We start from the raw sequence: 25,983 nt of genomic DNA, 5'->3' as shown, positions 1-25,983 counted from the left end.
CGCTGGCCTCAGGCGGCGTCGGAATCGTCGAGGCCGGATTTTTCCTCGGGTGTGTGCCAGATCCCCGGCAAGCCGTTGAACTCGCATTGGTTGCGGCCACCGCGCTTGGCCCGGTAGAGCGCGAAATCGGCGCCCTGGAAGATCGCCCCGAAATCGGCCTCCTGCGGATACAGCGCTCCGCCGATGGAAGCGGTCACGCGAATGACCTTGCCCTCGAAGTAGGACTTGTTTTCCTCCAGTGCCGTGCGGATCCGCTCTGCCGCTTCCACGGCGCCGGTCGGGCCCGCGCCGAGCAAATAGACCGCGAATTCCTCACCACCGATGCGTGCAACGTGGTCACGCTCGAACACGTTTCCGACGATGCATACCGCGACCATGCGCAGGACATGATCGCCCGCTGCGTGACCATGCGTGTCGTTGATCGTCTTGAAGTGGTCGATGTCGATCAGGATCAGCGCATCGTCATCGGCGCCCGCCTCGCGGGGCTCCCCGGACCGGTCGCGCACGATCTTTTCCAGCGCCGTGCGATTGAGCAGCCCCGTCAGTCCGTCGCGCCGTGCAATTTCCTTGAGCTGGCTGTTCATCGTGCTCAGTCGCATCGTCATGGAAAAGAAGATCGCAATGAAAGGCATTGCGACAATCAGCGTCACGAGGAAGCCGTAGACCAGAAGGCGATGGCCGAATCTCGCATATATTTCAGGGAAATAGTGGCCATACATCACTTGGGTAACGATAGCGGCGAGGAAGGCTACGATGAGGGACCAAAGCAACGTTTTGCGCAGCGAGGCGCGGAGATCGCGGGGGATGAATATGCGGTCCAGCATCGATGCCTTGCAAAATGAAAATGAATTTGAATATGGGCCTGTTTAGACGGGATGGGCCGCCATGCGTAGTCTCGTCCTGCTTTTCCCGACAAATCGTAACAAGGCTGGTTAACGTTCGGTAAATTCGTTGCGACTTTCGGCGACCGGCCTTGTCGCAATCGCGATTGACTTGCGATGTCCGCGCGGCCTAACTGGCCGTGTCATGGTTCCCGCTCCGGTCGAGCGGCGCGGGACGAAGAGGGAATGTGACGGACGGACCCAAGCAGGGCGTCCACATCACAGCCGACCCCGCGACTGTAGAATGGCGCGGCGCCCGCTGCTCCGGTCAATCCGGAGCGCCACTGGAGACATCCGGGAAGGCAAGGGGCCGAATCAAACGCCATGAGCCAGGAGACCTGCCATGACGACGTGCCGATGGGGCGGGGAGCTCCCGAACGGACCGGGTCTCAAGCCGGATGCGGCGTCATGGGGGAGGCCTGAGGTCTGAACGGGATACCCGCGTGAGCGAACGGGAGCCGTTCCATGCCGACAGATACTGCCTTTGGAGCGCTTGCAGGCGTGACGCTGGTCCTCGGCGGCGCGCGCTCGGGCAAGTCGGCCTTTGCGGAGCGGCTGGTCGAGGCGAGTGGCCTCGCTCCCGTCTATCTGGCGACGGGGCAGGTCCATGACGACGAGATGCGAGAGCGTATCGACCACCACAGGGCGCGGCGCGGGCCGGATTGGATCACGGTCGAGGAACCGGACGATCTCGAGGGCGCGCTTGCGCGCGAGGCGCAGCCGGGCCGGGCGTTGCTGGTCGATTGCCTGACCCTTTGGGTCACAAATCTGATGATGGCCGGAGCCGATATCGCGGCGCGAAGCGCGCGGCTGTGCGCCGTGCTCGACGGCATCGAAAGCCCGGTCGTGCTGGTCTCCAACGAGGTCGGGCTCGGAATCGTGCCGGAAAACGCGATGGCGCGCGCGTTCCGCGACCATGCGGGCCGGCTGCACCAGGACATCGCCGCCTCGGCGGACACAGTTTATTTCGTCGCGGCAGGCCTGCCGCTGAAAATGAAGGGATAACACCATGCAATCGAAGATCCCCGCCACCGTGATCACCGGATTTCTCGGCGCCGGCAAGACCACGATGATCCGCAATCTGTTGGAGAATGCCGGCGGGCGAAAGATCGCGCTGATCATCAATGAATTCGGCGACCTTGGCGTCGATGGCGAGGTGCTGAAAGGGTGCGGCATCGAGACTTGCGGCGAGGACGACATCGTCGAACTCAACAATGGCTGCATCTGCTGCACGGTCGCCGATGATTTCATTCCGACCATGACGAAGCTGCTCGAGCGCGAGAACCGGCCGGACCACATCGTCATCGAGACGTCGGGCCTGGCATTGCCGCAGCCGCTTGTGGCGGCCTTCAACTGGCCGGAGATCAAGACGGCGGTGACGGTCGACGGTGTGGTGACGGTTGTCGATGCCGCGGCGGTGTCGGAGGGGCGTTTCGCCGAAGATCACGACCGGTTGGAGGCGCAGCGCGCCGCTGACGAGGCGCTCGATCACGAAAGCCCGCTGGAGGAACTGTTCGAGGACCAGATCCGCGCCGCCGACATGGTCGTGCTCAACAAGGCCGACCTGATCGACGATGCTCGCTTGGAGGCGGTAAAGGCGAGTGTCGCCGGACAGACCGACCGCGCGCTGAACATAATCCACGCCACGCATGGCCGTCTGCCCGCCGACGTGCTGCTCGGAATGGACTCTGCGACGGAAGACCAGATCGCCCTGCGCAAGTCGCATCACGAGATGGAACATGAAAACGGCGAGGATCACGACCACGATCACGACGAATTCGAGAGCTTCGTCGCCGAGACCGGGTCCATCTCGGACCCTGCCGCCTTCGTTGCGGGCCTGAAAGAAATCATCGCGCATCACGACGTGCTGCGCCTGAAGGGGTTCTGCGACGTGCCGGGCAAGCCGATGCGGCTTGTGGTGCAGGCTGTCGGCCAGCGCATTGAGACCTATTTCGACCGCCCCTGGCGGGACGATGAGACGAGATCAACCAGACTGGTGGTCATCGGCCTGCACGACATCGACCAGACGGCAATCGGCGCGGCCATCGCCGATGCGGTCGGCTAAGACGATGGCGGTCGCGGCGTCAGAATATCGCCTGGGCGATGAACATGATCACGGCGGCGACCAGCCAGTAGCCGACGTCGATGGCGATGACTGTGCCGGATTTCCTGGTGAACATGCCGCCCGACGCCTGCAAGGCGCAAAAGGCGACAACCGCGAGGATGAAGGTCATCAAGTGGCCTCCGGCCGCCATGACGCCGACGAACCAGGACAGAAGCAGCAGGCCGATTGCCTGCGTGACCATTGCGCCGACCGGCATGGACTGCGCCGTGCCGAGCTCGACGCCGTGACCGGCGGCCCATGTCTTGCCGAACAGCATCGGCGAGAACCACAGCCAGCCGGCGAGAAACGCCACGATCGCACCGGCGATAATGCCGAGCCAGCTCACACCCATCGTAATTTCACCCATGATCGTTCCCCTCCGTCATTGAGTAAATTCAACTTTTCGGTTGAGTTTCGACGGGAGCCCTACGGAAGGCAACACACAAGCGCGTTACCGGTGGGCGGGGCGGTGTACTGATGCATCTGCTGCTGGCACAGAAGGGATCGATTTCGGACGGTGACGGCGAGGCGATCGATCTCGGCCAGAAGCCGGGCGATATCTGCGTCCTGTCTGCTGCCGACACGGAACTGGCAAGCCTTGCGAAGGCGCATTCGCCGGCGGGGCCGAGCCTGCGCCTCGTCAACCTGTTGCAGCTCAAGCACCCGATGTCGGTCGATAGCTGGGTGGAGCGAACCGGGCGGCACGCTGGGCTGATCGTCATTCGCATCCTCGGCGGCGCCGGCTACTGGCCATACGGGCTGGAGGCGATCCACGCGGCGGCGGTGGCGCAGGGCGTGAAACTCGCGGTGCTTCCCGGTGACGACAAGCCCGATCCGGGCCTGTCGCGCTTTTGCACGCTGGACGCTGAATATTGTGAAATGCTGTGGCGTTTCCTGATCGAGGGCGGCGCGGAGAATGCGCGCGGCTTTCTCGATGCCTGCGGCGATATACTCGCCGGGCGTGCCATCGAGGCCGAAGCGGCGCCATTGCTCAAGGCTGGTGTGTTCGGCGAGAAGACGGCAGGCGAGGCGGGCACCGTCGCCATCGTTTTCTATCGCGCGCTCGTGCAGTCGGGGCAGACCGCACCGGTCGAGGTGCTGGCGAGGGCGCTCGGTGACAAAGGCCTCGCAGTGCTGCCGGTCTATGTCTCCAGCCTGAAGGACCCGGTCTCGGCCGCGACGGTCGAGGCGCTGTTCTATACGCATCGGCCGGACGTCGTGTTGAACGCGACCGGCTTCGCGGTGTCCGCGCCGGGCGCGGACCGGACCCCGACGGTGCTTGAGCGCGACGGTTCGCCGGTCATCCAGGTGGTCCTGTCGAGCTCGCCGCGCGCGGTCTGGGAAACGTCTCCGCAGGGGCTCAATGCACGCGACCTTGCGATGAACGTCGCGCTGCCGGAGGTCGATGGGAGGGTGCTGTCGCGGGCGGTTTCGTTCAAGAGCGCGAGCGCCTGGGACGAGCGCACCGAGTGCAACATCGTCACGCATGAGCCGGTCGCCGACCGGGTGGAATTCGTTGCGGAACTGGCGGCGCGCTGGGTGCGTCTCAGGCGCAAACCGGCAGCGGAGAAACGCGTGGCCCTCGTGCTCGCCAACTATCCGAACCGCGACGGACGTCTGGCCAACGGTGTCGGACTCGATACGCCAGCAGGAACCATCGAGACGCTTCGCGCCATGGCCGGAGCGGGCTTGCCGGTGAGCGATATCCCGGCGGACGGCGACGAGCTGATCGATCATCTGAAGAAGGGGCCGACCAACGCGATCTCCGATGTGCGCGAAATTCGCGAGACGATTTCGCTGAGTCATTACAAGGCTTTCCTCGCGACGCTTCCGAAAGCGATTCAGGCGCAGGTGGCCGAACGGTGGGGCGCGCCGGAACATGATCCGTTCTTCCGAGACGATGTCTTCGCGCTGCCGCTGGCGCGGTTCGGCGATACGCTGGTCGGCATCCAGCCTGCGCGTGGCTACAACATCGATCCGAAAGAAACCTACCATTCGCCGGACCTCGTTCCGCCGCATGGCTATCTCGCCTTCTATGGCTACCTGCGCGACGTCTACGGTGCCGACGCGGTGGTCCACATGGGAAAGCACGGCAATCTCGAATGGTTGCCCGGAAAGGCGCTGGCGCTGTCGGAGACATGCTGGCCGGAGGCTGTGTTTGGCCCGCTGCCGCATGTCTATCCTTTCATCGTCAACGATCCGGGCGAGGGGACGCAGGCCAAGCGGCGGACATCGGCCGTCATCATCGATCATTTGACCCCGCCGCTGACGCGCGCCGAAAGCTATGGCCCGCTGAAGGATCTCGAAGCGCTGGTCGACGAATATTACGAAGCGGCCGGTGGTGATCCGCGACGGCTGAAAGTGCTGAAGGTCCGCATTCTCGATCTGGTGCGCGATATCGGCCTCGATCACGATGCCGGGATCGCAGAAAGCGACGAGGCTGACACTGCGCTCGAAAAGCTCGACGCTTATCTGTGTGACCTGAAGGAGATGCAGATTCGCGACGGGCTGCACATTTTCGGCCGCGCACCGGAAGGACGGCTGCTGACCGATCTCGTCACCGCGCTGGCGCGTGTGCCGCGCGGGCTTGGCGAAGGCGAGGACCAGAGCCTCCAGCGGGCGATCGCGGCGGATCTCGCCCTTGATTTCGATCCGCTCGATTGTTCGATGGGCGCGCCCTGGACGGGCCCGACGCCGACCATCCTGGAAGCCGTTTCGGACGACCCCTGGCGAACAGTGGGCGACACGGTGGAGCGGGTCGAATTGCTGGCCGCGAAGCTGGTCGGATGCGAGACCGAATGCCCCGACGGTTGGGTCTGCACGCGAACGGTTCTGGACGGGATCGACAAGCGGCTGCGACCTTCGGTCGAAACCTGCGGCAAGGCGGAAATCGAGGGGTTGATGCAGGCGCTTGCCGGGCGGTTCGTCGAGCCGGGGCCGTCAGGCGCGCCGACGCGCGGGCGGCCGGACGTGCTGCCGACCGGGCGCAATTTCTACTCCGTCGACAGCCGCGCGGTGCCCACCGAGACCGCATGGGAACTGGGGCGCAAATCCGCCGAATTGCTGGTGACGCGCTACACGCAGGATCACGGCGAATGGCCGGTTTCCTTCGGGCTGACGGCATGGGGCACCTCCAACATGCGCACCGGCGGCGACGACATCGCGCAGGCCATGGCGCTGATCGGCGCTAAGCCGGTCTGGGACGGGATTTCCAGGCGGGTGACGGGTTTTGAGGTGATCCCCGTCGCGAAGCTCGGCCGGCCGCGCGTTGACGTGACGCTGCGCATCTCCGGATTCTTCCGTGATGCCTTCCCCGACCAGATCGCGTTGTTCGACAAGGCGGTTCGGGCAATCGGCGCACTGGATGAAGATGAAGGCGACAATCCGGTTGCGGCAAGAATGCGCGCGGAAGCCCTTCGGTTGGCGGAAGACGGCGAGGATGCGGAAACGGCGGCGCGGCGAGCGGGCTATCGTGTCTTTGGCTCGAAGCCGGGGTCTTATGGCGCGGGCTTGCAGGCGTTGATCGACGAGAAGGGTTGGGGAGATCGGGCCGACCTCGCGGAGGCCTATCTGGTATGGGGCGGTTATGCCTATGGCGCGCAGGCCGAAGGCAGCGCCGAGCGGGGTTTGTTCGAAGAGCGGCTGAAAGGCATGCAGGCGGTCGTTCAAAACCAGGACAATCGCGAGCACGATCTGCTCGATTCCGACGATTACTACCAGTTCGAGGGTGGCATGACCGCGGCGGTCGAGACGCTGAAGGGCGAGAAGCCGGCAATCTACCACAACGACCATTCACGGCCGGAAAAGCCGGTGGTTCGCACGCTGGAGGAGGAGATCGGCCGTGTTGTGCGGGCACGCGTGGTCAATCCAAAATGGATCGCCGGTGTAATGCGGCACAACTACAAGGGCGCTTTCGAGATGGCGGCCACGGTCGACTACATGTTCGCTTTTGCCGCGACGACTGGCGCGGTACGCGACCACCATTTCGAGGCGGTCTATCAGGCATTCCTGATGGACGATGACGTGCGCGCGTTCATCGCGGAGAAGAACCCGGATGCGTTGCGCGAAATCGCCGACAGAATGCGCGAGGCGATCGAGCGGGGGCTGTGGACGCCGAAGAGCAATTCAGCGATGTTCGTGCTGAATGAAATCGTCGAGGACAATGCGCGGGCATGACCGAAATCAGGACCACGGAGAACGCGGCCGAGTTGCAACTCAGGCTCGACCGCCTGCTTGACGAGGGGGCGGAGGCGCTCGGCCACCCGTTCAATCCGCAGGCCGTCGGTTTCGAGGCGAGGGACAGCGACGGGACGTTTCTCGGCGGGATATATGGATGGGGCCAGCTTGGATGGTTCTTCGTCAAGCTGCTGGCGCTTGCGCCGGAAGCGCGCAAACGCGGCGTTGGCGGCAAGCTCCTTGCAAAGGCCGAGGAGCACGCGCGCTCGGAAGGTCTGTCTGGCGTCTACCTCGACACCTATGCTTTCCAGGCGCCGGCGTTCTACGCGAAGATGGGCTACGAGGAGATCGGCCGCCTTCCGGCGGTTGGCGATCATCCGCAACGCGTGTGGTTCGCGAAGACGCTCGGGGAGGTCCGGTCGTGAGCGTCATGATCGAGCCGGTCACCGGCGATACCGGCGCCTTTGTCAGCGAGGTCCTTGAAACGCTGGACGAAGCAGCACGGGCACTTGGCAAGCCCTTCGAGGAGGATGGCGTCAACCTGCGTGCGAGCGACGGCGATGGCGGCTTCCTTGGCGGCCTCAACGCAGAGACGTTGCAGGGCTGGCTCTATGTGAAGTTTCTCGCCGTGTCGCAGCAGGCGCGTTCGCTCGGCGTGGGGCGGAAACTAATAGAGGAAGCCGAGGCGGAAGCCCGGAGACGCGGCCTCGCCGGGGTCTATGTCGACACGTTCGATTTCCAGGCGCCGGGCTTCTATGTGAAATGCGGATATGCGGAAATCGGTCGCCTGCCGACGGTTGGCGGCCGGCCGCAGCGCATCTGGTTCTCGAAGACTTTCGACGCGACGGAGACTGATCAATGAACGATGACAGCGAACGCCACGCAGCCAAGATGGCGAAGAAGAAGGCGGCGCGTGACAAGATCATGGCCACCAAGACCGAGGAAAAAGGCCTTGTCATCGTCCATACCGGCAAGGGCAAGGGCAAGTCGACGGCGGCGTTCGGCATGATCTTCCGCCATATTGCCCATGGCCGAAAATGCGCTGTCGTACAGTTCATCAAGGGCGGTATGGAAACCGGCGAACGCAACCTGATCGAAACGCATTTTTCCGACATTTGCTCCTTCCACACGATGGGCGAGGGCTTCACCTGGGAAACCCAGAACAAGGAGCGCGACATCGAGATGGCGAAAGCCGCCTGGGAGAAGGCCAAGGAACTGATCCGCGACGCGAGCAACACGATGGTGCTGCTCGACGAGATCAACATCGCGCTTCGCTACGACTACATCGACACGGCTGAAGTGGTCGAGTTTCTCAAGAGCGAGAAGCCCGAGATGACCCATGTCGTCCTGACCGGCCGCAACGCCTCGGAAGAGCTTATGGAGGCGGCCGATCTCGTGACCGAGATGGAACTGGTCAAGCATCCGTTCCGCTCCGGCATCAAGGCGCAGATCGGGATCGAGTACTGACATGGCGAATGACGCACTGGTCCTGGGAGCTGGCATGGCGGGGGTCGCGACGGCGATCCACCTTCTGAAGAGAGGCGTATCGGTCACGCTGGTCGACCGGCGGGAGCCGGGCGAGGAGACGAGCTACGGCAATGCGGGCATCATCCAGCGCGAGGGCATTCACCCCTATCTTTTCCCGCGCGATCTTCGCTCGATCATCGAGGTTGCGCTCAAGCTGCGCACCGATGCGGATTATCACTTCTCGTCGCTGCCGGCGGTCGCGCCGTTCCTGTGGCGATATTTCATGTCCTCGAACAAGGACAGCGCCCGACGCACGCTTGCCGCCAATATTCCGATCTTCGCGCATTGCCTGGAGGCGCACCAGGCGCTGATGGACGAGGCGGGCTCGTCGGCGCTCGTCGCCAAGCGTGGCTGGATCCGCCTGTTTCGCGAAACCGCCGGGATTGCCGGGGCAGAGACGGAAGCCCGCGAACTGCGCGAACTCGGCATCGATGCCGCCATGATCACCATGCAGGAACTGGGCGATCTGGAGCCGCATCTGGAAAAGGCGAAACTCGAGGGCGCGCTGCATTACCGCGATCCGTGGACGTGCAGCGATCCCGGCGCGCTGGTCAAATCCTATGCGGGTCTGTTCGAAAAACTCGGCGGCACGTTCATCCAGGCCGAGATCACGGGCATTGCGCGGCGAGACGGCAAGTGGTCGGTGGCGACGACGGGGCCGGAACTGTCGGCCGAACAGGTGGCGGTGACGCTCGGCCCGTGGTCGAAGCGCATGATGGACGAGGCGGGCCTGAAACTGCCGATGGGCGTCAAGCGCGGCTACCACCAGCACTTCGCGGCCGAGGGTAACGCCTATCTGTCGCGACCGGTTCTCGATACTGATGTCGGATATGTCATGGCGCCGATGGCGCGCGGTATCCGGCTGACCTCGGGCGCCGAGTTTGCGCGCCAGGACGCGCCCAAGACGCCGGTGCAATTGCGCCGGGTGTTGCCGCAGGCGCGCGAGTTGTTCCCGCTGGGCGAGAGCGTCGACGAGGAGCCTTGGCTCGGCTCGCGCCCGGTCTTTCCGGACATGCTGCCGGTCGTCGGACCGGCTCCGGGCATGGCGGGCCTGTGGCTGCATTTCGGTCATGCCCATCACGGTTTCACGCTCGGGCCCGCGACCGGCGAACTGACCGCGCAGATGATGACCGGCGAGACGCCGTTCTGCGATCCCGCGCCCTACAGTCCCCAGCGTTTCACGCGCGCGCGATAGTCGGCGTAGGGCTCGCCATAAGTGCGGGCGAGCCAGCGTTCCTCGCAGGGGACCGCGAAGATGTAGAGGGCTGCGAGCGATCCCGCCGCGATTGCCGCCGGCCATGACGCGGCGAGCAGCGTCCAGCCGAGGCAAAGCGCCAGATTGGAGAGATAGGTGGGATTGCGGACAAGCGCGAAGGGGCCGTCGGTGACAAGGCCCCGATCTGCGCCCATCGACTGGTCGAGGCCCAGCTTCACGATCGCATAGGAGCTTGCCGAGCTTGAAGCAAAAGCGAGCGGAAATCCAATGCCCCAGCGAACCCAGCCGGGCCAGTCCCAGCCGTTCCAGCCAAGGCGGCCCGCCAGATAGGCGGAGCCGATCGCCGCAGCCGTGACGCTCCAGGTCACGATCCGCGCTTTCCAGCCGAATTTCACGGGTGGCCAGATCGGACTTTGCGGGTGCCGATCGGACCTCCAGATGATGGTTGCGACCGCCAGGCAGCAGGCTGCGGAAAAGAGCGCGAAAGCCATGTCCATCGTCGAATTTCTCCAGGCCTGGGTTGTTTCGAAGATAGCGGCGGCCATCGATGCGCCAAGGGTTCGATCCCCAAAATTTTGGGGGTCTTGCCGAGACAATTGACGGGCTTGCCTTAACCATCCGGTCATCCTGCTCGCTTACCTTATGAAGCTCTGCCCCAACGCGCAGGGATGGAGCGGACATGAACTTTGTAGCCCGGATGAAGAACGCCGGCCTGGAAACGGCCACCGAATGCACGTTGCTCTATGCCGACATGCCCCGGCTGGACGCGGCGGATTTCGTGGCGCGCCTCGAACAGGCAATCGGGCCCAATGCCGCAGTCTCCGATATTCGGGATCATGCCGCCGGTTCCACGCGGTTTCTCTCCTTCATGGCCGGCGGTTGCGCGGTCGCCATCGAGGCGAGCAAGGATACAAGGCCCGCTTCGGTCTATTTCGAGGCGCTGGACTGGCCGATGCTCCACCGTACCTTTCCGGAGGCCGAGGAGGCGGTGCGCAATCATACGGCGCATATCCAGATCGCGGTCGAAGCCGAATATGATGCGGTCGCCAATGCGCTTGGCATGCGCGCCGTCAATACGAGCTTCACGCGCAGCACTTTGGCAGGGCGTGCCGCGGCGGCGATTTGCCGGACAGACCTACCGCTCGCGATCCATTGGAAACACAGCGAGATGCTTTTCAAGCCCGGACCGTTCCTCAGGGAACTGGAGACCGAGCCAGTCGAGATCTTTGTCAAGGTGACGCCGTTTTCGAGCAACCGGATGATCGACGGCGTGCGCACCGTTGGCGGCTCGACACGCGGCGCGGCCGACCTGCTCGGCTGCGAAGTCGTGCTGGAGGAAGCACCGGTCCCGGTCGATTGGGTGATGCGGACGTTGCACTGCTTTGTGGCGCGTTGCCATTCAGAGGGACGTTACCTGCCGCATCTGGCGACCTATGCGCCGGGCAAGGGCGATATCATGATCGTGCGCCATCTCGATTCCACGCCGGAGATCGATACGCCGCATGTGTCGCTGGAGGTCAGGCGGGCCGACGAGTTCGGCTTCGATGCAACCGAAGCCGACGATCTTGCGCTGGCCAAGGTCAAGAAACCGGATTGGGACGGCCGGGATCGGCGTCAGCGCCCCCAAAGCGCCAAGCCGTTCGGCCGTCGCGGTCTCGCCTAGACCCAGTCAGTGCCCGGCGGGCGCGCCGCCTGACGGTGGTTTCTTCATCGCCAGCGCACCGAGTGCAAGACCGGCGAACAGCATTGTCAGTATCCACGACACGTCGGCGAAGGCCATCACCCATGCCTGCTGTTGAACCATCCCGGTTAGCTGGTTGAGCGCGGCGTCAGCTCCAGACAGGCCGCTCGCATCGAAATTCGCCGCCAGATTGTCGAGCGTTTCCACCGCGGTGCGGTTTGCCGATGTCACGGTTTCGGCGATGCGCGCATAATGCAGGTCGGAGCGGTCCGAGAGCAGTGTCGTGATGGCGGCGAGGCCGACCGCGCCGCCAAGATTGCGGGTCAGGTTGAACAGACCGGATGCGCTTTTCAGCCGGTCGACGGGCAGGGTGCCCAGCGCGAGATTCGTGATGGTCACCATGCAGAACATCAGCGACGCCCCGCGAATGATCTGTGGCAAGAACAGTTCCCAGAAATCCCATTCCGCGTCGATCGGCGTCAGCATCCATGTGCTCACCCCGAACCCCAGGAAACCGAGTAGCAGCATGATGCGCGGATCGACCCTGGCCGACAGGGCACCGGACATCGGCGCACACAGGAACATGGCGATACCTGTGACAAAAACCGTCTCGCCGATCATGAGCGAATCGTAGCCGCGAATACGGCCGAGATAGAGCGGGTAGAGATAGGTCAGGCCGTAAAGGCCGATCCCCATGACGAACGAAAAGACCGAACCGAAGGCAAAATTGATGTTTCGAAAAGCACCGAGATCGACGACCGGGAAGCTCGCGGTGAAGGCGCGATAGAAGAAAAGGATCGCACCGATCGTCATGACGATCGAGAAGATCAGAATCGTCTCGTCGGCCAGCCAGTCATTGGCGGGGCCTTCCTCCAGGACGAATTCGAGCGCGCCGAGGAACACGGCCATGCCGATAAAGCCGAGCCAGTCGAAGGACTTGGCGAGGTTGAATTCCGGCTCGTCGAAATCGATCAGCAACCAGGCAAGCGCGGCGACGACCACGCCGGGGCCGAGATTGATCAGGAACAGCCAGTGCCAGGAGAAGTAGCTCGAAAGATAACCGCCGACGGTGGGGCCGATCGTGGGCGCAAGCGTTGCGACGAGGCCGATCACGGGCGCGATGATCGCCTGTTTCGAACGGGGAAAGATCGTGTAGGCCGCGGCAAAAACGGACGGGATCATGCCGCCGCCGATAAAGCCCTGGATCGCGCGATAGACGATCATCTGATCGATGTTCGTCGCCGTCGCGGCCAGTACGCTGGCGGCGGTAAAGCCGGCGGCCGAGACGGTGAACAGGATGCGGGTCGACAGGATGCGCGCCAGCGTGCCCGACAGCGGGATCATGATCACCTCGGCAATCAGATAGCTGGTTTGCACCCAGGAGATTTCGTCAGCGCCCGCGTTGAGCCCGGCCTGGATTTCAGCGAGCGATGCCGAGACGATCTGGATATCGAGGATCGCCATGAACATGCCGAAAACCATCGCGACGAAAGCGATCAGCCGGCGCGGATCGATGCGCTCCTCGGCGGGGGCGCCAGGAACATCGCTGTAGGTCGCGTCGGCCATGACCTGTTCTACTCTGCGGAGACCGTTTCGACGGCGTGGCCGCCCGTGCGCGTATCGATATCGACGACCACGCTGAGGCCTGCGCGCAGCCGGCCTTGCTCCACGGCTTCGGCGGGCAGGGCGATCCGCACGGGCACGCGCTGCACGACCTTCGTGAAGTTGCCGGTGGCGTTGTTGGGCGGCAGCAGCGAGAAGATCGAGCCGGTCGCCGGTGAGATCGAAACGACCGTGCCCTCGATCGGCTCGTCCTCATAGGCATCGACATGGATGGCGACTTTCTCGCCGGGTTCGATGCGAGCGAGCTGGGTTTCCTTGAAATTGGCGTCGACATAGAGCCCGCTCGACGGAACCAGCGCCGCAAGCCGTCTGCCGGTGGTGACGAGGTCGCCTTCCTGTACGTCGAGATTGCCGATCATGCCGTCATAGGGTGCGCGCAGCACGGTGAAGGAGAGATCGCGGTCCGCCTTGTCGGCGGCGAGTTGCATGGAGGTCAGTGCGCTCTCGGCCTCGGCCCTTTGGGCACGAAGCACCGCGATATTGGCGTTGGCGGACTGGATGCCGGCCGAAGCGCCGGAAAGGTTCGCCTTTGCCTGTTCCCAGGCGGTTTCGGCGGAGTCGAGCGCCGCGCCGGTCGCATGGCCTTTGGCGTTGAGCGCCTTCGCCCGGTCGAGCGCGGCGCGGGCGTTTGTCTCCGCGGCGGCGACCGCTTCCTGTTGCGCTTCCGCCTGGGCGAGGGCGGCTTGCGCGCCCGCGATCTGGGCGTCGATGCGGTCGAGTGTGAGTTTCTGTGTTGCGATCTGGGCTTTCGCCTGGTCGGCCGCGATGCGGTAGTCGCCGTCGTCGAGCGTGACGAGCGGGTCGCCGGCCTTCACATACTGGTTGGCGGTGACATTGACCGTATCGACGTAACCGGACACCTTCGGTGCGATGGTGGCGATGTCGCCGCCGACATAGGCATTGTCGGTCGATTCGATGAAGCGCCCGACGGTCCACCATTCCTGGCCGTACCAGCCGCCTGCCGCGAGCGCCAGGAGCGCGACCCCGGCGAGCACCACGCGTCGCCGCCCGCCGCGTTTGGGCGTTTGCGGAGCGGTATCGCCTTTCGCGGCTTCGGTCTCGCGCGCGGCGTCGTGCGGGAAGGTCTTCACCTCGGCCGTCCGCGACGTCTCGGTGCCGGATTTCGCAGTCGTTTCTTCGCTGTTGGCTGATCCTGAAACGGACATGGGTGCCTACTCAGTGATTAAATTGAACCGAACCGTTCGGTTCGAATTGACATAAATGCATGCGCGCGCCATATCAAGTGGAAATCGAACCGCGTGGTTCGATTCTTGTCGAGGACCGAATGCCGACATCGTTGAAAAGCGCTGAAAGCCTGAAGAAAGCCATGCATGCCGCTGGCAGTGCGCCGAGCCGCCGGGTGGCCGGGCAGGATCCGGCGAAGCGCCAGCAGATTCTCGACGGCGCGCGGAGCGTCTTCCTGCGAGTTGGTTTCGACGGGGCGAGCATGAACGATATCACCCGCGAGGCCGGCGTCTCGAAGGGTACGATCTATGTATATTTCGAGAACAAGGAAGATCTCTTCGGCGCGCTCATCGAACGCGAGCGCCGGACGAAGCTCGCCATGCTTACGGAGACGCTCAACGAGCGAGGCACCGTTCGCGAAACGTTGATGCGCTACGGGATGGCGCTCGCGACCCTGTTGACGTCGAAGCAGCTGACGCGCGTGCAAAGGATGGTGATCGGCATTACCGAGCGCATGCCCGAACTCGGCAAGCTTTTCTTCGATACCGGTCCCGATTCGGGGAAGGGGCATCTGGTCGCCTATTTCGACAGGCAGACCGAGGCCGGAACTCTCGACATTCCCGACGGCGAACTGGCCGCGCAGCAGTTTTTCGCCCTGTGTTCGGGCGGTTTGACCCGCAAGTGCATCTTCGGCGCGCTGGACGCGCCGCCCGACGAGGAACTCATCGCCCGCGCGGTGGACAGCGGCGTCGACATGTTTCTTGCCTATTACGGAACGGACGCCCTGAAGAAGGCCTGACCTAGAGGCCCAGCCAGAGCCTCAGCGGGTGAGTGGGATCGCTGACCAGTTTGACCGCCAGCGCGAGGCAGGTGATCACGAGCAGCGGCTTGATGATGCGTGCGCCGCCTTTCATCGCCACGCGCGAACCGACCTGCGCGCCCGCGAACTGCGCGGCGCCCATGATCAGGCCGATCTTCCAGAAAACCGCGCCGGCGACGGCGAACAGCACGAGCCCGCCGACATTGGAAGCGAGATTCAGAAGCTTGGTATGGGCAGTGGATCGCAGCAAGCCGTAACCGGCGAGCGCCACGAAAGCCAGCATGAAGAATGAACCCGTGCCGGGGCCGAACAGCCCGTCATAGAAACCGATCAGCGGAACGATGGTGAAGCCGAATAGGGCCGGGCTCATTCGCCGGGCACGATCGATATCGTCGAGGCCGGGACGCAGCAGGAAATAGATGGCGATCGCGACCAGCAGGACAGGCAATACTGCGCCGAATATCCGGCCGGGCAGTACGGTGGCGGTCAGCGCGCCGAGGATGCTCCCGGCAAAGGCGAGCAGGGCCGGAAGCGCCTGCGTTTTCAGGTCGACATGGCCGTGGCGCGCATAGCTCCAGGTCGCCGACGCCGCGCCGAACATGCCCTGCAGCTTGTTGGTGCCGAGCGCGTAGACAGGCGGTGCGCCGGCCAGCAGGAGCGCTGGGATTGTAACGAGCCCGCCGCCGCCGGCTATGGAATCGACAAACCCCGCCAGGAAGGCGGCGAGGACGAGGAGCGCGACGATTTCGGACGGGAATTCGAACATGGTGATTTTCCTTCGGCGCTAGACCACAGAGCCGCGATTTGCGCAAGCGGCGACTCAGGGTAGTCTGGCCGGGCGCAGGGAGGCGCGGATCGATGGCATTTGCCTGGCTTGAAGCTTTGAAATCGCGGCTGGAAAAGGAAAAGGTGGTTCGGCTCGTCGCCAACGACCCGGCCCTGACCGCGGAATTGTTGCTGCTGTTCAAGGTCATCCTCGCCGACGGTGAAGTCAGGCAGGGCGAACTCGACATCTTCAAGCGGATCTGCCGGGACAGTTTCGGCCTCGACCCGGACGCCATGGACGGCGTCTATGAATACATGCAGGATTTCGCCTACGAGACGTCTCCCGCCCAGGCTGCCGCGGTCTTTGCCGAGCTGCCGATGGAGCGGCGGCAGCGTCTTCTCGACCGCATGATCGCGATCGCGGAGGCCGACAGCGAGATCGACCGGCGCGAGGAACGCTTCCTGGCGCGCATCGCCGATTTGCTGGGTTTCGACATCACCGAAATACGCCGGAGCTGATCGGCGTCGCAATTTCCGTTTCGAAGGTCGCGCATCGAATTGACCCTGCCGGGCCGGACGCCTAGGGTGCGCCTCGTTATCGGCAGTGCCTCGACGCGTTCGGGGCCGAGAGGTGTCCGTTGCAGCCGACCCAAACCGGGGGTGTCGCAGCAGAACTGCCGCTAGGTCCTGGCATTTGCCGGCGTCACGCCGGAAGCCGCGCATTTGGCGATAACGGAAAACCGGACCTTGAGGACGAGAATCATGAAATCTGCAACGGGCCTTGCCGTTCTATTGGCGTCACTCGCCGCGACGCCCGCTTCCGCGCATCTGGGCCATGTCGGCGAGGTCGCGGGCCACAGCCACTGGATCGGGCTGGCCGCCGCTGGCGCCGCCGCCGCGATCGCGGTTGCCGTATCGACGCTTGGCAAGAAGAAAGACGCCGAGCGCAAGGAAGACGAGACGCAAGCCGAGGATGCGGCGGGCGACGAAACACCGGCAGAGGCCTGAGACATGCTCAAAGGTATTTCGGGCGCACCGCGCTACGGCATCATGGTCTGCGGCCATGGCAGCCGTAATCAGAACGCGGTCGGGGAGTTCTCCAAGCTGGCGCTTCGGCTGCGTGAACGCTTTCCGCAATGGCCGGTCGATTATGGCTATCTGGAATTCGCCAATCCCGTCCTGCACAAGGGGCTGGATGCGCTGAAGGAGAAGGGCGTCGACCATATCCTCGCGGTGCCGGGCATGCTGTTCGCCGCCGGCCACGCCAAGAACGACCTGCCTTCCGTGCTCAACAGCTACCAGGCGAAAAACCCTGACGTCAGAATCGATTACGGCCGCGAGCTCGGTATCGATCTGAAGATGATCCGCGCGGCGGGCGAGCGTGTCAGGGAGGCGCTCGACGCCTGCGAGAGCGACGTGCCGATGGAGGAGACCATGCTGGTCGTCGTCGGACGTGGCGCATCCGACCCGGACGCCAATTCCAACGTCGCGAAAGTCATGCGGATGCTCTGGGAAGGCCTCGGCTTCGGCTGGGCGGAGACTGCCTATTCGGGCGTCACGTTCCCGCTCGTCAAGCCGGCGCTCCAGCATGCCGCGAAGCTCGGCTATCGGCGTATCGTCGTGTTTCCCTATTTCCTGTTCACCGGCGTTCTGGTGAAGCGGATCTATTCGCAAACCGACGAGGTGGCGGCCGAGCATCCAGAGATCGATTTCGTCAAGGCGCCCTATCTCAACGACCACGATCTGGTGATCGAAACCTTCGTCGATCGCGTGCGCGAGATCCTCGACGGCGCAAACAACATGAACTGCCAGATGTGCAAATATCGCGAGCAGGTGCTCGGCTTCGAGGCCGAGGTCGGTCAGGCGCAGGAAAGCCATCACCACCATGTCGAGGGTGTCGGTGGCGCGCCGGAGAATTGTCCCTGCGCGGGCGATTGCAATGGCGATTGCCGCGACGAGGCTTTCTGCAAGGAACACGGCATCGAGTGGACGCCGGTGCACAGCCACGATCACGACCATGATCACGGGCACGAGCATCACCACCATCATCACCCCTATCCGCATGCCGCTCACCCGCTCGGGCCGAAGAGCATGGAAAAAAGCAGGGGCTGAAGCCTTCCGATGCTGGACTATCTGCGCGACCCGGCGGCGATCTATCGCGAGAGCTTCGCCACCATCGAGCGCGAGGCGGAGCTTGCGCGCTTCCGCGCGGATGAGCGCGCTGTCGCCATCCGCATGATCCACGCCTGCGGCATGACCGATCTTGCCGACGATATCGTGATTTCGCCGGGCGCGGCGGAGGCCGGAAGGCGCGCGCTTGCCGAGGGCGCGGCGATCATATGTGACGTCGAGATGGTTCGGCGCGGCATCATCCGCAGCCGGCTCGGGAAGGACAATGCGGTGCTGTGCGAGGTTGGCAGTGAGTCTGCTCGCGCAACGGCCAAAGAAATCGGCTCGACCGTTTCCGCCGGCGGGATCGAGGTGCTCGAAGGCCGCATTGCCGGCAGCGTCGTGGTGATCGGCAACGCACCGACGGCCCTTTTCCACCTGCTCGAGATGCTGGAGCGCGGCGCGGCGGCACCGGCGCTGATCATCGGCTGCCCGGTCGGGTTCGTCGGCGCGGTCGAGAGCAAGGAAGCGCTGATCGCGCATCGACCTGAGGTACCATTCATCACCGTGCGCGGTCGGCGTGGCGGATCGGCCATTGCAGCCGCTGCCTTGAACGCCCTTGCCGGAGGCAACCAGACATGACCGCGCCATGGCTGCATATCATTGGCATAGGCGAGGACGGCATGGCCGGCTTGTCGGCCGAGGGACGGCGGCTCGTCGAACAGGCCGAGGTGATCGTCGGCGGAGACCGGCATCATTCGCTGGCGCCGAACGTTGCCGCGGAGCGGATCGCATGGCCGTCGCCCTTCGACGCGATGATCGACGAGATCAGGCGGCACAAGGGCAGGCGGGTGGTCGTGCTGGTGACGGGCGATCCGCTGTGGTTCTCCGTCGGCGCGAGAATGCTCAAGGGCATCCCGCGCGAGGAGATTGTTTTTCATCCGCAATTGTCGGCGTTCCAGTTCGCCTCCTGCCGCATGGGCTGGTCGCTCGCCGATGTCGAGACACTGACCGTGCATGGCCGCGCTGCCGAACAGATCGTGCCGTGGTTTGCCCCCGGCGTACGGATGCTGCTTCTGACCAAGGACCGGACATCGCCGGAGACTGTCGCGAAGCTCCTGACAGAGCGCGGCTACGGGCCGTCGAAGCTGACCGTTCTGGCCGCGCTTGGCGGACCGAACGAGGCTCGCTTCGAGGGCGTCGCCGAAGGCTGGACCATCGAGGTGCCTGATTTCCACGTATTGGCCGTCGAATGCGTCGCGGGCCCGGACGCTCAAATCCTGCCGCGCACCGGCCTGCCGGACGATGCCTTCGTCCATGACGGCAAGATCACCAAGCGCACCCAGCGCGCGCTGGCGCTATCCAAGTTGGTGCCGGTGCGCGACGGCGTATTATGGGATCTCGGCTGCGGTTGCGGCTCGGTTGCCATCGAATGGATGCGCGCCGGCCGCGAGGCGCGCGCAATCGGCATCGAGCCGCAGGAAAAACGCCGCGCCATGGCCGAGGAAAACGCGCTTCGGCTCGGCGCTCCGAAGTTGAAACTTGTCGAAGGGACCGCTCCGGACGCGCTTGCCGGCCTGCCGGCGCCCGATGCGGTGTTCATCGGTGGCGGCATTTCCCGCGAAACGATCGCGGCGTGCATTGATGCGCTGAAACCGCATGGCAGGCTCGTCGCCCATGCGGTGACGCTGGAAAGCGAGGCGGTCCTTTTGTCGGCCTTTGAGGAACTCGGCGGCGAATTGCAGCGCGTCGCGGTGGAAACGGCCGAGCCGGTCGGCCCTTTCAAGGGGTGGAAGCCCTCGATGGCCGTCGTCCAGTGGGCATGGGTCAAGCAATCATGACGGGCACACTATACGGGCTCGGCGTCGGGCCGGGCGATCCGGAACTGCTGACGCTGAAAGCGCATCGCATCCTGAAGGAAGTGCCGGTCGTCGCCTATCCAGCGCCTGACAGCGGCGAGAGTTTCGCGCGCGCCATCGTTGCCGAAACGCTCTCACCCTTCCAGCACGAGATTCCGATCGTTGTGCCGATGCGCACGCAGCGTTTCCCGGCGGCTGAAATCTATGACGAAGCGGCAAGCGAAATCGCGGCGCATCTCGATAAGGGTCACGACGTGGCGGTCCTGTGCGAAGGCGACCCCTTCTTCTACGGCTCCTTCATGTACCTCTTCGAACGGCTCGGCGGGGATTATCCGACCGAGATCGTTCCCGGTGTTTCCTCCGTCATGGCCTCGGCTGCGGCGCTGCGGCGGCCGATCGCCGCGCGCAACGATGTCCTGACGGTCATCCCCGGACCCTTGCCGGACGCCGAGATGGAAGCCCGCATCGTCGCGGCGGACGCAGTCGCGATCATGAAGGTCGGGCGTCACTTTGCGCGTATCCGTTCCGTGATCGAAAGGATGGGCCTGCTGACCGACGCGGGCTATTGCGAACGCGTAAGCCTGCCGGAGGAAAAAATCCTGCCGCTTGAATCCGCTACGGTCGACACCGCACCCTATTTCTCGATGATCCTGATCTACAAGGGCGCGGAGGACTGGATCCGCGCGCTTCCTGCCGGAAAGCCCCTCGATGTCCGCTGAACCCCTGTCGCCCGCCATCGTCATCCTGAGCGATGCGGCGATGCCTGTCGCCGAGACCATCCGCAACACGACCGGCGGGGTGATCCACGCGGCACGTCGGCGTGTGGCGCCCGCGGATGGCGTCGTGCTGTTCGACGATACGAAAGCGCATATGCAGGCGTTGTTCCTCGATCGCGTGCCGATCGTCGCTGTGATGGCGTCGGGCGCGGTCATCCGCATTCTTGCGCCGCTCCTGGCGGCCAAGCGCGAGGAGCCGCCGGTGATCGCTGTCGCCGAGGATGGGCATGCATCCGTTCCGCTGCTTGGCGGCCATCATGGCGCGAACCGCATGGCCGAGGAGATAGCCTTCGCGCTTGGCGGCATGGCGGCGGTGACGACAGCCGGCGACCTGCGCTTCGGGGTCGCTCTGGACGCGCCGCCCGAGGGGTATGCGCTCGCCAATCCGGATGCCGCGAAAGACGTGATGGCTGACCTGCTCGCCGGCGCGGACGCCGTGCTGGACGGCGAAGCGCAATGGCTATCCGGCAGCGGCCTGCCGCTGGCGGGCAATGGCGAGGTGACGCTCAGCGTGACCGACCGGCTCCGTGTGCCCGGCGACCGCGAACTGGTCTACCACCCGAGCCGTCTAGCATTGGGACTTGGCTGCGAACGCGGCTGCGATCCGGAGGAAGCCTGGGCACTCGTGCGTGAAACGCTGGCCGATGCCGGGCTTGCCGAGCAGGCGGTGGGCGTCGTCTGTTCGCTCGACCTGAAGGCGGACGAAGCGGCCGTTCATCACGTCGCAAGCCAATTGGGCGTTCCGGCCCGGTTCTTCGACGCCGCGGCTCTCGAGGCCGAAACCCCACGCCTCGCCAATCCCTCGGATGTCGTTTTCGCCGAGGTCGGCTGCCACGGCGTGGCCGAAGGCGCGGCGCTGGCGGCTGTCGGGCCCCAGGGCGAACTGATCGTCGAAAAGAAGAAATTCGCACGCGCCACATGTGCGGTCGCGCGCGCGCCGCAACCTCTGCTCGCCGATGATTTGCCGGGCCGGGCACGGGGCACGCTCTATGTCGTCGGCATCGGGCCGGGTTCGGAGGGGTGGCGCTCACCGGAAGTCAGCCGCATGGTCGGTGCAGCGACCGATCTCGTCGGCTATTCGCTTTATCTCGACCTTCTGGGCTCACTCGCGACGGGGCGGAAACGACACGATTTCGATCTCGGCAAGGAGGAGGACCGCGTTCGCCACGCCATGGAACTGGCCGGCGAGGGCAAGGATGTCGCGCTGGTCTGCTCGGGCGATGCCGGCATCTACGCCATGGCGACGCTGGTCTTCGAGCTGATCGACAAGAAAGGCGTGAGCGATGCGGCGCGTCGCATCGCGATCCAGGTCTCGCCGGGTATTTCCGCGCTTCAGGCCGCTGCCGCGCGGGCCGGCGCGCCGCTCGGGCACGATTTCTGCACGATCTCGCTGTCGGACCTGCTAACGCCTTGGGAGGACATCCAGCGCCGTGTGCGCGCGGCGGGCGAGGGCGATTTCGTCGTCGCCTTCTACAATCCGGTCTCGCGCAAGCGCCGCACCCAGCTTGCCTGGGCACGTGACGAATTGCTGAAGCACCGTCCGGCGGAGACGCCGGTCATCCTCGCCACCAATCTGGGGCGCGAAGGTGAGCAGGTACGCATCGTGCCGCTCGGTGCGTTGAATGTCGATGATGTCGACATGCTCACGGTCGTCGTCGTCGGCTCTTCCGACAGCCGGACGGTGGCGACTGGTGATGGCAAGCGCTGGGTCTACACATCACGCGGCTATTCCGGGAAGACCGGCACAAGAATGGGAACAGTGGAATGACCGTCTATTTCATCGGTGCCGGACCGGGCGCGCCGGACCTGATCACGGTGCGCGGGCTTCGCCTGATCGAGCGCTGCCCTGTCTGCCTTTACGCCGGTTCGCTGGTTCCCGAGGAGATCGTGCAGGCAGCGCCGGCGGATGCGAAGGTCATGGACACCGCGCCGATGCATCTCGACCAGATTGTCGAGGAAATGCGGATCGCCCACGAGGCTGGACAGGACGTGGCGCGGGTGCATTCGGGTGACCCGTCGATTTACGGCGCCGTCGCCGAACAGATGCGCCGCCTCGATGCGCTCGGCATCGACTACGAGGTGGTGCCGGGCGTTCCGGCCTTCGCGGGCGCGGCGGCTAAATTGAAGACGGAACTGACCCTGCCGGAGATCGCGCAGACGATCATCGTCACCCGCACCGGCATGAAGGCGTCATCCATGCCCGAGGGCGAGCAACTGGAGGTGCTTGGCCGATCGGGCGCGACGCTCGCCATCCACCTGTCGATCCGCAATCTCGACTATGTCCGCAGATCGCTGGAGCCCTATTACGGGGCGGATTGTCCCGTCGTGATCGCCTATCGCGCGACATGGCCGGATGAACTTTATATCCGCACCACGCTCGCCGAAATGCGCGAGCATGTTCGCGAGGCCAAGATCACCCGCACCGCGCTGATCTTCGTCGGCAAGGTGTTCGGCGAGGCCGAATTCCGGGATTCGGATCTCTACAATTCGGACTTCTCGCATGTGCTGCGCAACCGTGGGAAGAAAAAGGCGGGTTGAGTGCGATTGACGGGTGTCATTGGAGGTCTGGCGCATTGTCGACATCTTGAGCGCCTAGATCGTGGCCGGGCGCGGCATGGGACGATGTGCGGTTCGGCATGCGCTATCGCGCCGATTTTGAGAAGCTCGCCATCGAAGGTGGCCCAGACCGGATCGGAAGCGGTCTCAAGGCGTTTCCCATCCTCATGAAAGGAGTATCATCATGACCATCAAGGAAACCGTCGCGGAACTGCGCGAGAAAATGGAAGAGCTGCAGCACCGGGTCGCCGCCAAGGCGGCTGAGTTCCGCACCGACGAGCGCGTGCCGGCAGAACACCGCGCGCGGATCGATTCCATGCAGGCGCAGGCCGGCGCAGTGAAGGAACGGCTGCCGGGCGAGGAAGGCTCGGCGTGGGACGCCATCAAGGAAGAGGTCAAGCGCGACATGGATGCGCTCGCTCGCGATTTCGAGCACACCGTCTCCTATATCGACAATCACTATCGCGAGCAGGACAAGTAGGGCCGAGCGGTTTTCAGGCGGCGAAGATCAGGCTGGAACCGGCGATCACGAGGAGTGCGCCGAGCCAAGCCATCGCCGCCGGACGTTCGCCGGTCCTGATCCAGATCAGCGGCAGGATCCATGCGGGCGTGGTCGCCGACAGCGTCGCGACGATGCCGACCTTGCCGCCGGATAGTGCGAAGAGCACCAGCGTCATGCCGATTCCCATGGCGGCGATGCCGGAAACGCCGATCAGCACGGCGGTGCGCATCGTCAGTTTCGCCTTGGCCTGAACCTGCCTGATGCCGGTCGCCATCAGCAGCGAAAGGCAGACCACGGCGACCATCACGCGCAGCGCGGAAGCCGATGCCGGATCGACCCCGGTCTCCATGACCGGCCGTGCGATCAGCGAACCCACCGACTGGCACAGGGCCGCCGCGAGGCCGAGGGTAACGCCGACGGCGAGCGATCCCTTGACCGATTCCCACGTGTCGAGTTGCGAGCGGCGTTTGCCGAAGACGATGGCGAGGATCACGCCCGCGAAGACGATGGCGATGCCGACGATCTTCTGGGCAACGATGGTTTCGCCGAGAAACAGCCAGCCGAGGACGGCCGAAAAGGGCGCGTTGGTCGAGAACAGGATGTTCGAGCGGCGCGGGCCCATCCGGTTCATGGTCAGGAACAGGCAGGTGTCGCCAAGAAAGATGCCGATGAAGCCGGACAGCGCCAGCGGCAGGAGATGCTCAGGCTGAAGCGTGCGCCAGCCGCCGGTGGCCGCCACGAACATCGCCAGCATCACCAGCACGATCGCCATGCGTATCCGGTTGAAGGCGATCGCACCAAGCTGGGAGGACGGCCCGGCGGCGATAACCGCCGAGAATGCCCATGTCATTGCCGCGGCGAGGGCCGCCAGTTCGAATGCGCTCATTCAGTCGCGCCTCACGATCAGGCGGGGGCGCCGGTTTGCGGCGCGGCGCGCAGCGTGACGACCGCCAGCGTTGCCGCTACGACTGCGCAGAGCGCGATGGAAGCCACCATGGGCAGTGACGTGCCGTCGAAGAACGGAGCGGTCGCGACGATCATGACGCCGCCGGACACCATCTGCAGCGTGCCGCCGAGCGAGGAGGCGAGACCTGCCTTGTCGCCGTGGTCGTCCAGCGCCATGACCATGACGGGGGCCATGACGAGACCGAAAAACGCGTAACCGATGAAGAGCATGCCCATCAGGACGGCGAGCGAATCCTGTCCGGCCAGCGTCAGCGCAAGCAGTATCATCGCGGTAATCGCGAAGCCGCTGGTGGCGATCAGGATCATGCGGGCCATGCCGAACCGGTCGCCGAGCGTCGGTGCGACCTGCGACGCGCCGAAGAAGCCGATGGCATTGACCGCGAAGGCGAGGCTGAATTGCACGGAACTCAACCCGTACTGGCAGGTATAGACAAAGGAGGCGGTCGACAGGAAGACGAAGAAACTCGCCATGCCAAATCCGCCGATCAATGTCAGGCCGATGAATTTTGGATCCGTCAGCAAAGTGCGCATGCCGGCGAGCAGCAGGCGCGGGCGCACCGGCACGCGCTTTTCGGCGGGCAGGGTTTCGGGCAACTGCGTCGCGGTCAGGATCATCGACAATATCGCGGCGCCCGCTAGCACCTCGAAGATCAGCCGCCAGCCCGACAGCGCGATCAGTCCGGAGCCGGCAAGCGGCGCGAGCATTGGCGAAACGGAGATCACCAGCATGATCAGTGCCATCATGCGCGTCGCCTGACTGCCGGTATAGAGATCGCGGACGATGGCGCGGGGCACGACCATGACCGTCGCGGCGCCCATCGCCTGGACGAAGCGGCCGGCGGCGAGCCATCCGATCGTGGGTGCCCAGGCACAGGCAAGCGAGCCGACGATGAAAATCCCCAGACCGATAAAGATCGGTGCCTTGCGGCCAATCCAGTCCGCCAGCGGGCCATAGACGAGCTGGGCCACGCCGAAGGCGATGAAATAGGCGGTCAGTGTCGTCTGGGTCGCCGCGATGGTGGTTTCCAGATCGTCCGCAATGACCGGCAGGGCGGGCAGATACATATCGATGGCGAACGGGCCGACCCAGGCAAGCAGGCCTAGGACGATAGCCGAACGCAAAAATCCGGGCTGCATGAGAGCCTCCGAAAAAAGAAAATCGAGTGTGTGGGTAATGGCCGCGCCGGCGGCTAAGCGCCGCAGCGCTACCTACATCGAATTTTTCGCGGAGACCAGA

The 25,983-nt window shown here is 64.3% G+C and carries 26 protein-coding genes and 1 riboswitch; of the genes, 18 read left to right on the top strand and 8 right to left on the bottom strand.

The genetic code is table 11. The features are described from left to right. Positions 1-8: 8 nt before the first annotated feature. A complete protein-coding gene (locus LC343_RS02180) occupies positions 9-824 on the bottom strand; it encodes a GGDEF domain-containing protein (protein ID WP_223475448.1) in 816 nt (271 codons plus the stop codon). 186 nt (positions 825-1,010) lie between these two features. Next, a riboswitch (cobalamin riboswitch) is annotated at positions 1,011-1,241 on the top strand. Between the two features lie 105 nt (positions 1,242-1,346). Here LC343_RS02180 and cobU point away from each other — a divergent pair. Together cobU and cobW are read left to right on the top strand one after the other, a co-directional pair. Then, positions 1,347-1,886 carry a bifunctional adenosylcobinamide kinase/adenosylcobinamide-phosphate guanylyltransferase gene (gene cobU, locus LC343_RS02175; RefSeq protein WP_223475447.1) on the top strand — a complete coding sequence of 180 codons (540 nt, stop codon included), beginning with the start codon at positions 1,347-1,349 and terminating at the stop codon, positions 1,884-1,886. A gap of 4 nt (positions 1,887-1,890) precedes the next feature. Next, positions 1,891-2,946 (top strand): cobalamin biosynthesis protein CobW, encoded by a 1,056-nt coding sequence (cobW, locus tag LC343_RS02170; RefSeq protein ID WP_223475446.1) that lies wholly within the window; start codon positions 1,891-1,893, stop codon positions 2,944-2,946. 19 nt (positions 2,947-2,965) lie between these two features. Here the strand turns inward: cobW and LC343_RS02165 are convergent, their stop codons facing one another. Continuing rightward, on the bottom strand, positions 2,966-3,352 hold the full coding sequence (locus LC343_RS02165) for a DUF1761 domain-containing protein (protein WP_223475445.1): 387 nt from the start codon (positions 3,350-3,352) through the stop codon (positions 2,966-2,968). 110 nt (positions 3,353-3,462) lie between these two features. On the opposite strand from LC343_RS02165, the gene cobN reads away from it, so the two are divergent. From cobN to LC343_RS02140, 5 genes are read left to right on the top strand one after another with little or no spacing between them, the layout of a single operon-like run. Next, positions 3,463-7,161, top strand: a complete 3,699-nt coding sequence (cobN, locus tag LC343_RS02160) for a cobaltochelatase subunit CobN (RefSeq protein ID WP_223475444.1) — start codon at positions 3,463-3,465, stop codon at positions 7,159-7,161. Then, positions 7,158-7,586, top strand: coding sequence for a GNAT family N-acetyltransferase (locus LC343_RS02155; protein ID WP_223475443.1), 429 nt, complete (start codon positions 7,158-7,160; stop codon positions 7,584-7,586). The genes cobN and LC343_RS02155 overlap by 4 nt, the downstream gene beginning before the upstream one ends. A gap of 5 nt (positions 7,587-7,591) precedes the next feature. After that, positions 7,592-8,023, top strand: coding sequence for a GNAT family N-acetyltransferase (locus tag LC343_RS02150; RefSeq protein WP_223476094.1), 432 nt, complete (start codon positions 7,592-7,594; stop codon positions 8,021-8,023). Further along, positions 8,020-8,628 (top strand): cob(I)yrinic acid a,c-diamide adenosyltransferase, encoded by a 609-nt coding sequence (gene cobO / locus LC343_RS02145; RefSeq protein WP_223475442.1) that lies wholly within the window; start codon positions 8,020-8,022, stop codon positions 8,626-8,628. The genes LC343_RS02150 and cobO overlap by 4 nt, the downstream gene beginning before the upstream one ends. A 1-nt stretch (position 8,629) precedes the next feature. Further along, complete coding sequence (locus LC343_RS02140; protein ID WP_223475441.1) at positions 8,630-9,883, top strand: NAD(P)/FAD-dependent oxidoreductase; 1,254 nt, start codon at positions 8,630-8,632, stop codon at positions 9,881-9,883. Here the strand turns inward: LC343_RS02140 and LC343_RS02135 are convergent. Next, the gene (locus tag LC343_RS02135; protein ID WP_223475440.1) at positions 9,850-10,401 is read right to left on the bottom strand and encodes a methyltransferase family protein; all 552 of its coding nucleotides are present in this window, start codon (positions 10,399-10,401) and stop codon (positions 9,850-9,852) included. The genes LC343_RS02140 and LC343_RS02135 overlap by 34 nt on opposite strands. 182 nt (positions 10,402-10,583) lie before the next feature. Here LC343_RS02135 and LC343_RS02130 point away from each other — a divergent pair, with 182 nt between their 5' ends. Next, entirely contained in the window at positions 10,584-11,567 is a 984-nt protein-coding gene (locus tag LC343_RS02130) for a hypothetical protein (RefSeq protein ID WP_223475439.1), read from the top strand. 6 nt (positions 11,568-11,573) lie between these two features. Here LC343_RS02130 and LC343_RS02125 read toward each other — a convergent pair whose 3' ends face one another. Together LC343_RS02125 and LC343_RS02120 are read right to left on the bottom strand one after the other, a co-directional pair. Then, positions 11,574-13,151 carry a DHA2 family efflux MFS transporter permease subunit gene (locus LC343_RS02125; RefSeq protein WP_223475438.1) on the bottom strand — a complete coding sequence of 526 codons (1,578 nt, stop codon included), beginning with the start codon at positions 13,149-13,151 and terminating at the stop codon, positions 11,574-11,576. Between the two features lie 8 nt (positions 13,152-13,159). Then, the gene (locus tag LC343_RS02120; RefSeq protein WP_223475437.1) at positions 13,160-14,374 is read right to left on the bottom strand and encodes an HlyD family secretion protein; all 1,215 of its coding nucleotides are present in this window, start codon (positions 14,372-14,374) and stop codon (positions 13,160-13,162) included. A 119-nt stretch (positions 14,375-14,493) separates the two neighbouring features. On the opposite strand from LC343_RS02120, the gene LC343_RS02115 reads away from it, so the two are divergent. Continuing rightward, the gene (locus tag LC343_RS02115; protein WP_223475436.1) at positions 14,494-15,192 is read left to right on the top strand and encodes a TetR/AcrR family transcriptional regulator; all 699 of its coding nucleotides are present in this window, start codon (positions 14,494-14,496) and stop codon (positions 15,190-15,192) included. Between the two features lies 1 nt (position 15,193). On the opposite strand, the gene LC343_RS02110 is transcribed toward LC343_RS02115, so the two are convergent. Beyond that, positions 15,194-15,979 (bottom strand): TSUP family transporter, encoded by a 786-nt coding sequence (locus LC343_RS02110; RefSeq protein ID WP_223475435.1) that lies wholly within the window; start codon positions 15,977-15,979, stop codon positions 15,194-15,196. Between the two features lie 92 nt (positions 15,980-16,071). Here LC343_RS02110 and LC343_RS02105 point away from each other — a divergent pair, with 92 nt between their 5' ends. From LC343_RS02105 to LC343_RS02065, 9 genes are all read left to right on the top strand, one after another. After that, positions 16,072-16,497 (top strand): tellurite resistance TerB family protein, encoded by a 426-nt coding sequence (locus tag LC343_RS02105; RefSeq protein WP_223475434.1) that lies wholly within the window; start codon positions 16,072-16,074, stop codon positions 16,495-16,497. A 243-nt stretch (positions 16,498-16,740) separates the two neighbouring features. After that, positions 16,741-16,986, top strand: coding sequence for a DUF6732 family protein (locus tag LC343_RS02100; protein ID WP_223475433.1), 246 nt, complete (start codon positions 16,741-16,743; stop codon positions 16,984-16,986). 3 nt (positions 16,987-16,989) lie between these two features. Then, on the top strand, positions 16,990-18,090 hold the full coding sequence (locus tag LC343_RS02095; protein ID WP_223475432.1) for a sirohydrochlorin chelatase: 1,101 nt from the start codon (positions 16,990-16,992) through the stop codon (positions 18,088-18,090). 9 nt (positions 18,091-18,099) lie between these two features. Beyond that, positions 18,100-18,729, top strand: coding sequence for a precorrin-8X methylmutase (locus LC343_RS02090; RefSeq protein ID WP_223475431.1), 630 nt, complete (start codon positions 18,100-18,102; stop codon positions 18,727-18,729). After that, a complete protein-coding gene (cbiE, locus tag LC343_RS02085) occupies positions 18,726-19,928 on the top strand; it encodes a precorrin-6y C5,15-methyltransferase (decarboxylating) subunit CbiE (RefSeq protein ID WP_223475430.1) in 1,203 nt (400 codons plus the stop codon). The genes LC343_RS02090 and cbiE overlap by 4 nt, the downstream gene beginning before the upstream one ends. Further along, positions 19,925-20,665: a precorrin-2 C(20)-methyltransferase gene (gene cobI, locus LC343_RS02080; protein ID WP_223475429.1), complete on the top strand. Its 741-nt coding sequence runs from the start codon at positions 19,925-19,927 to the stop codon at positions 20,663-20,665. Before cbiE ends, cobI begins: the two co-directional genes overlap by 4 nt. After that, positions 20,655-22,490 carry a precorrin-3B C(17)-methyltransferase gene (gene cobJ / locus LC343_RS02075; protein ID WP_223475428.1) on the top strand — a complete coding sequence of 612 codons (1,836 nt, stop codon included), beginning with the start codon at positions 20,655-20,657 and terminating at the stop codon, positions 22,488-22,490. The genes cobI and cobJ overlap by 11 nt, the downstream gene beginning before the upstream one ends. Then, positions 22,487-23,260: a precorrin-4 C(11)-methyltransferase gene (gene cobM, locus LC343_RS02070; RefSeq protein WP_223475427.1), complete on the top strand. Its 774-nt coding sequence runs from the start codon at positions 22,487-22,489 to the stop codon at positions 23,258-23,260. Before cobJ ends, cobM begins: the two co-directional genes overlap by 4 nt. Before the next feature lie 202 nt (positions 23,261-23,462). Further along, on the top strand, positions 23,463-23,759 hold the full coding sequence (locus tag LC343_RS02065) for a hypothetical protein (RefSeq protein ID WP_223475426.1): 297 nt from the start codon (positions 23,463-23,465) through the stop codon (positions 23,757-23,759). A gap of 13 nt (positions 23,760-23,772) precedes the next feature. Here the strand turns inward: LC343_RS02065 and LC343_RS02060 are convergent, their stop codons facing one another. After that, entirely contained in the window at positions 23,773-24,666 is an 894-nt protein-coding gene (locus tag LC343_RS02060; RefSeq protein WP_223475425.1) for a DMT family transporter, read from the bottom strand. 17 nt (positions 24,667-24,683) lie between these two features. After that, complete coding sequence (locus tag LC343_RS02055) at positions 24,684-25,883, bottom strand: multidrug effflux MFS transporter (protein WP_223475424.1); 1,200 nt, start codon at positions 25,881-25,883, stop codon at positions 24,684-24,686. Positions 25,884-25,983: the final 100 nt, after the last annotated feature.

The sequence above is a fragment of the Oricola indica genome, from assembly GCF_019966595.1.
Taxonomy (GTDB): Bacteria; Pseudomonadota; Alphaproteobacteria; order Rhizobiales; family Rhizobiaceae; genus Oricola; species Oricola indica.
This window is presented reverse-complemented; position numbering and strand designations above follow the sequence as displayed.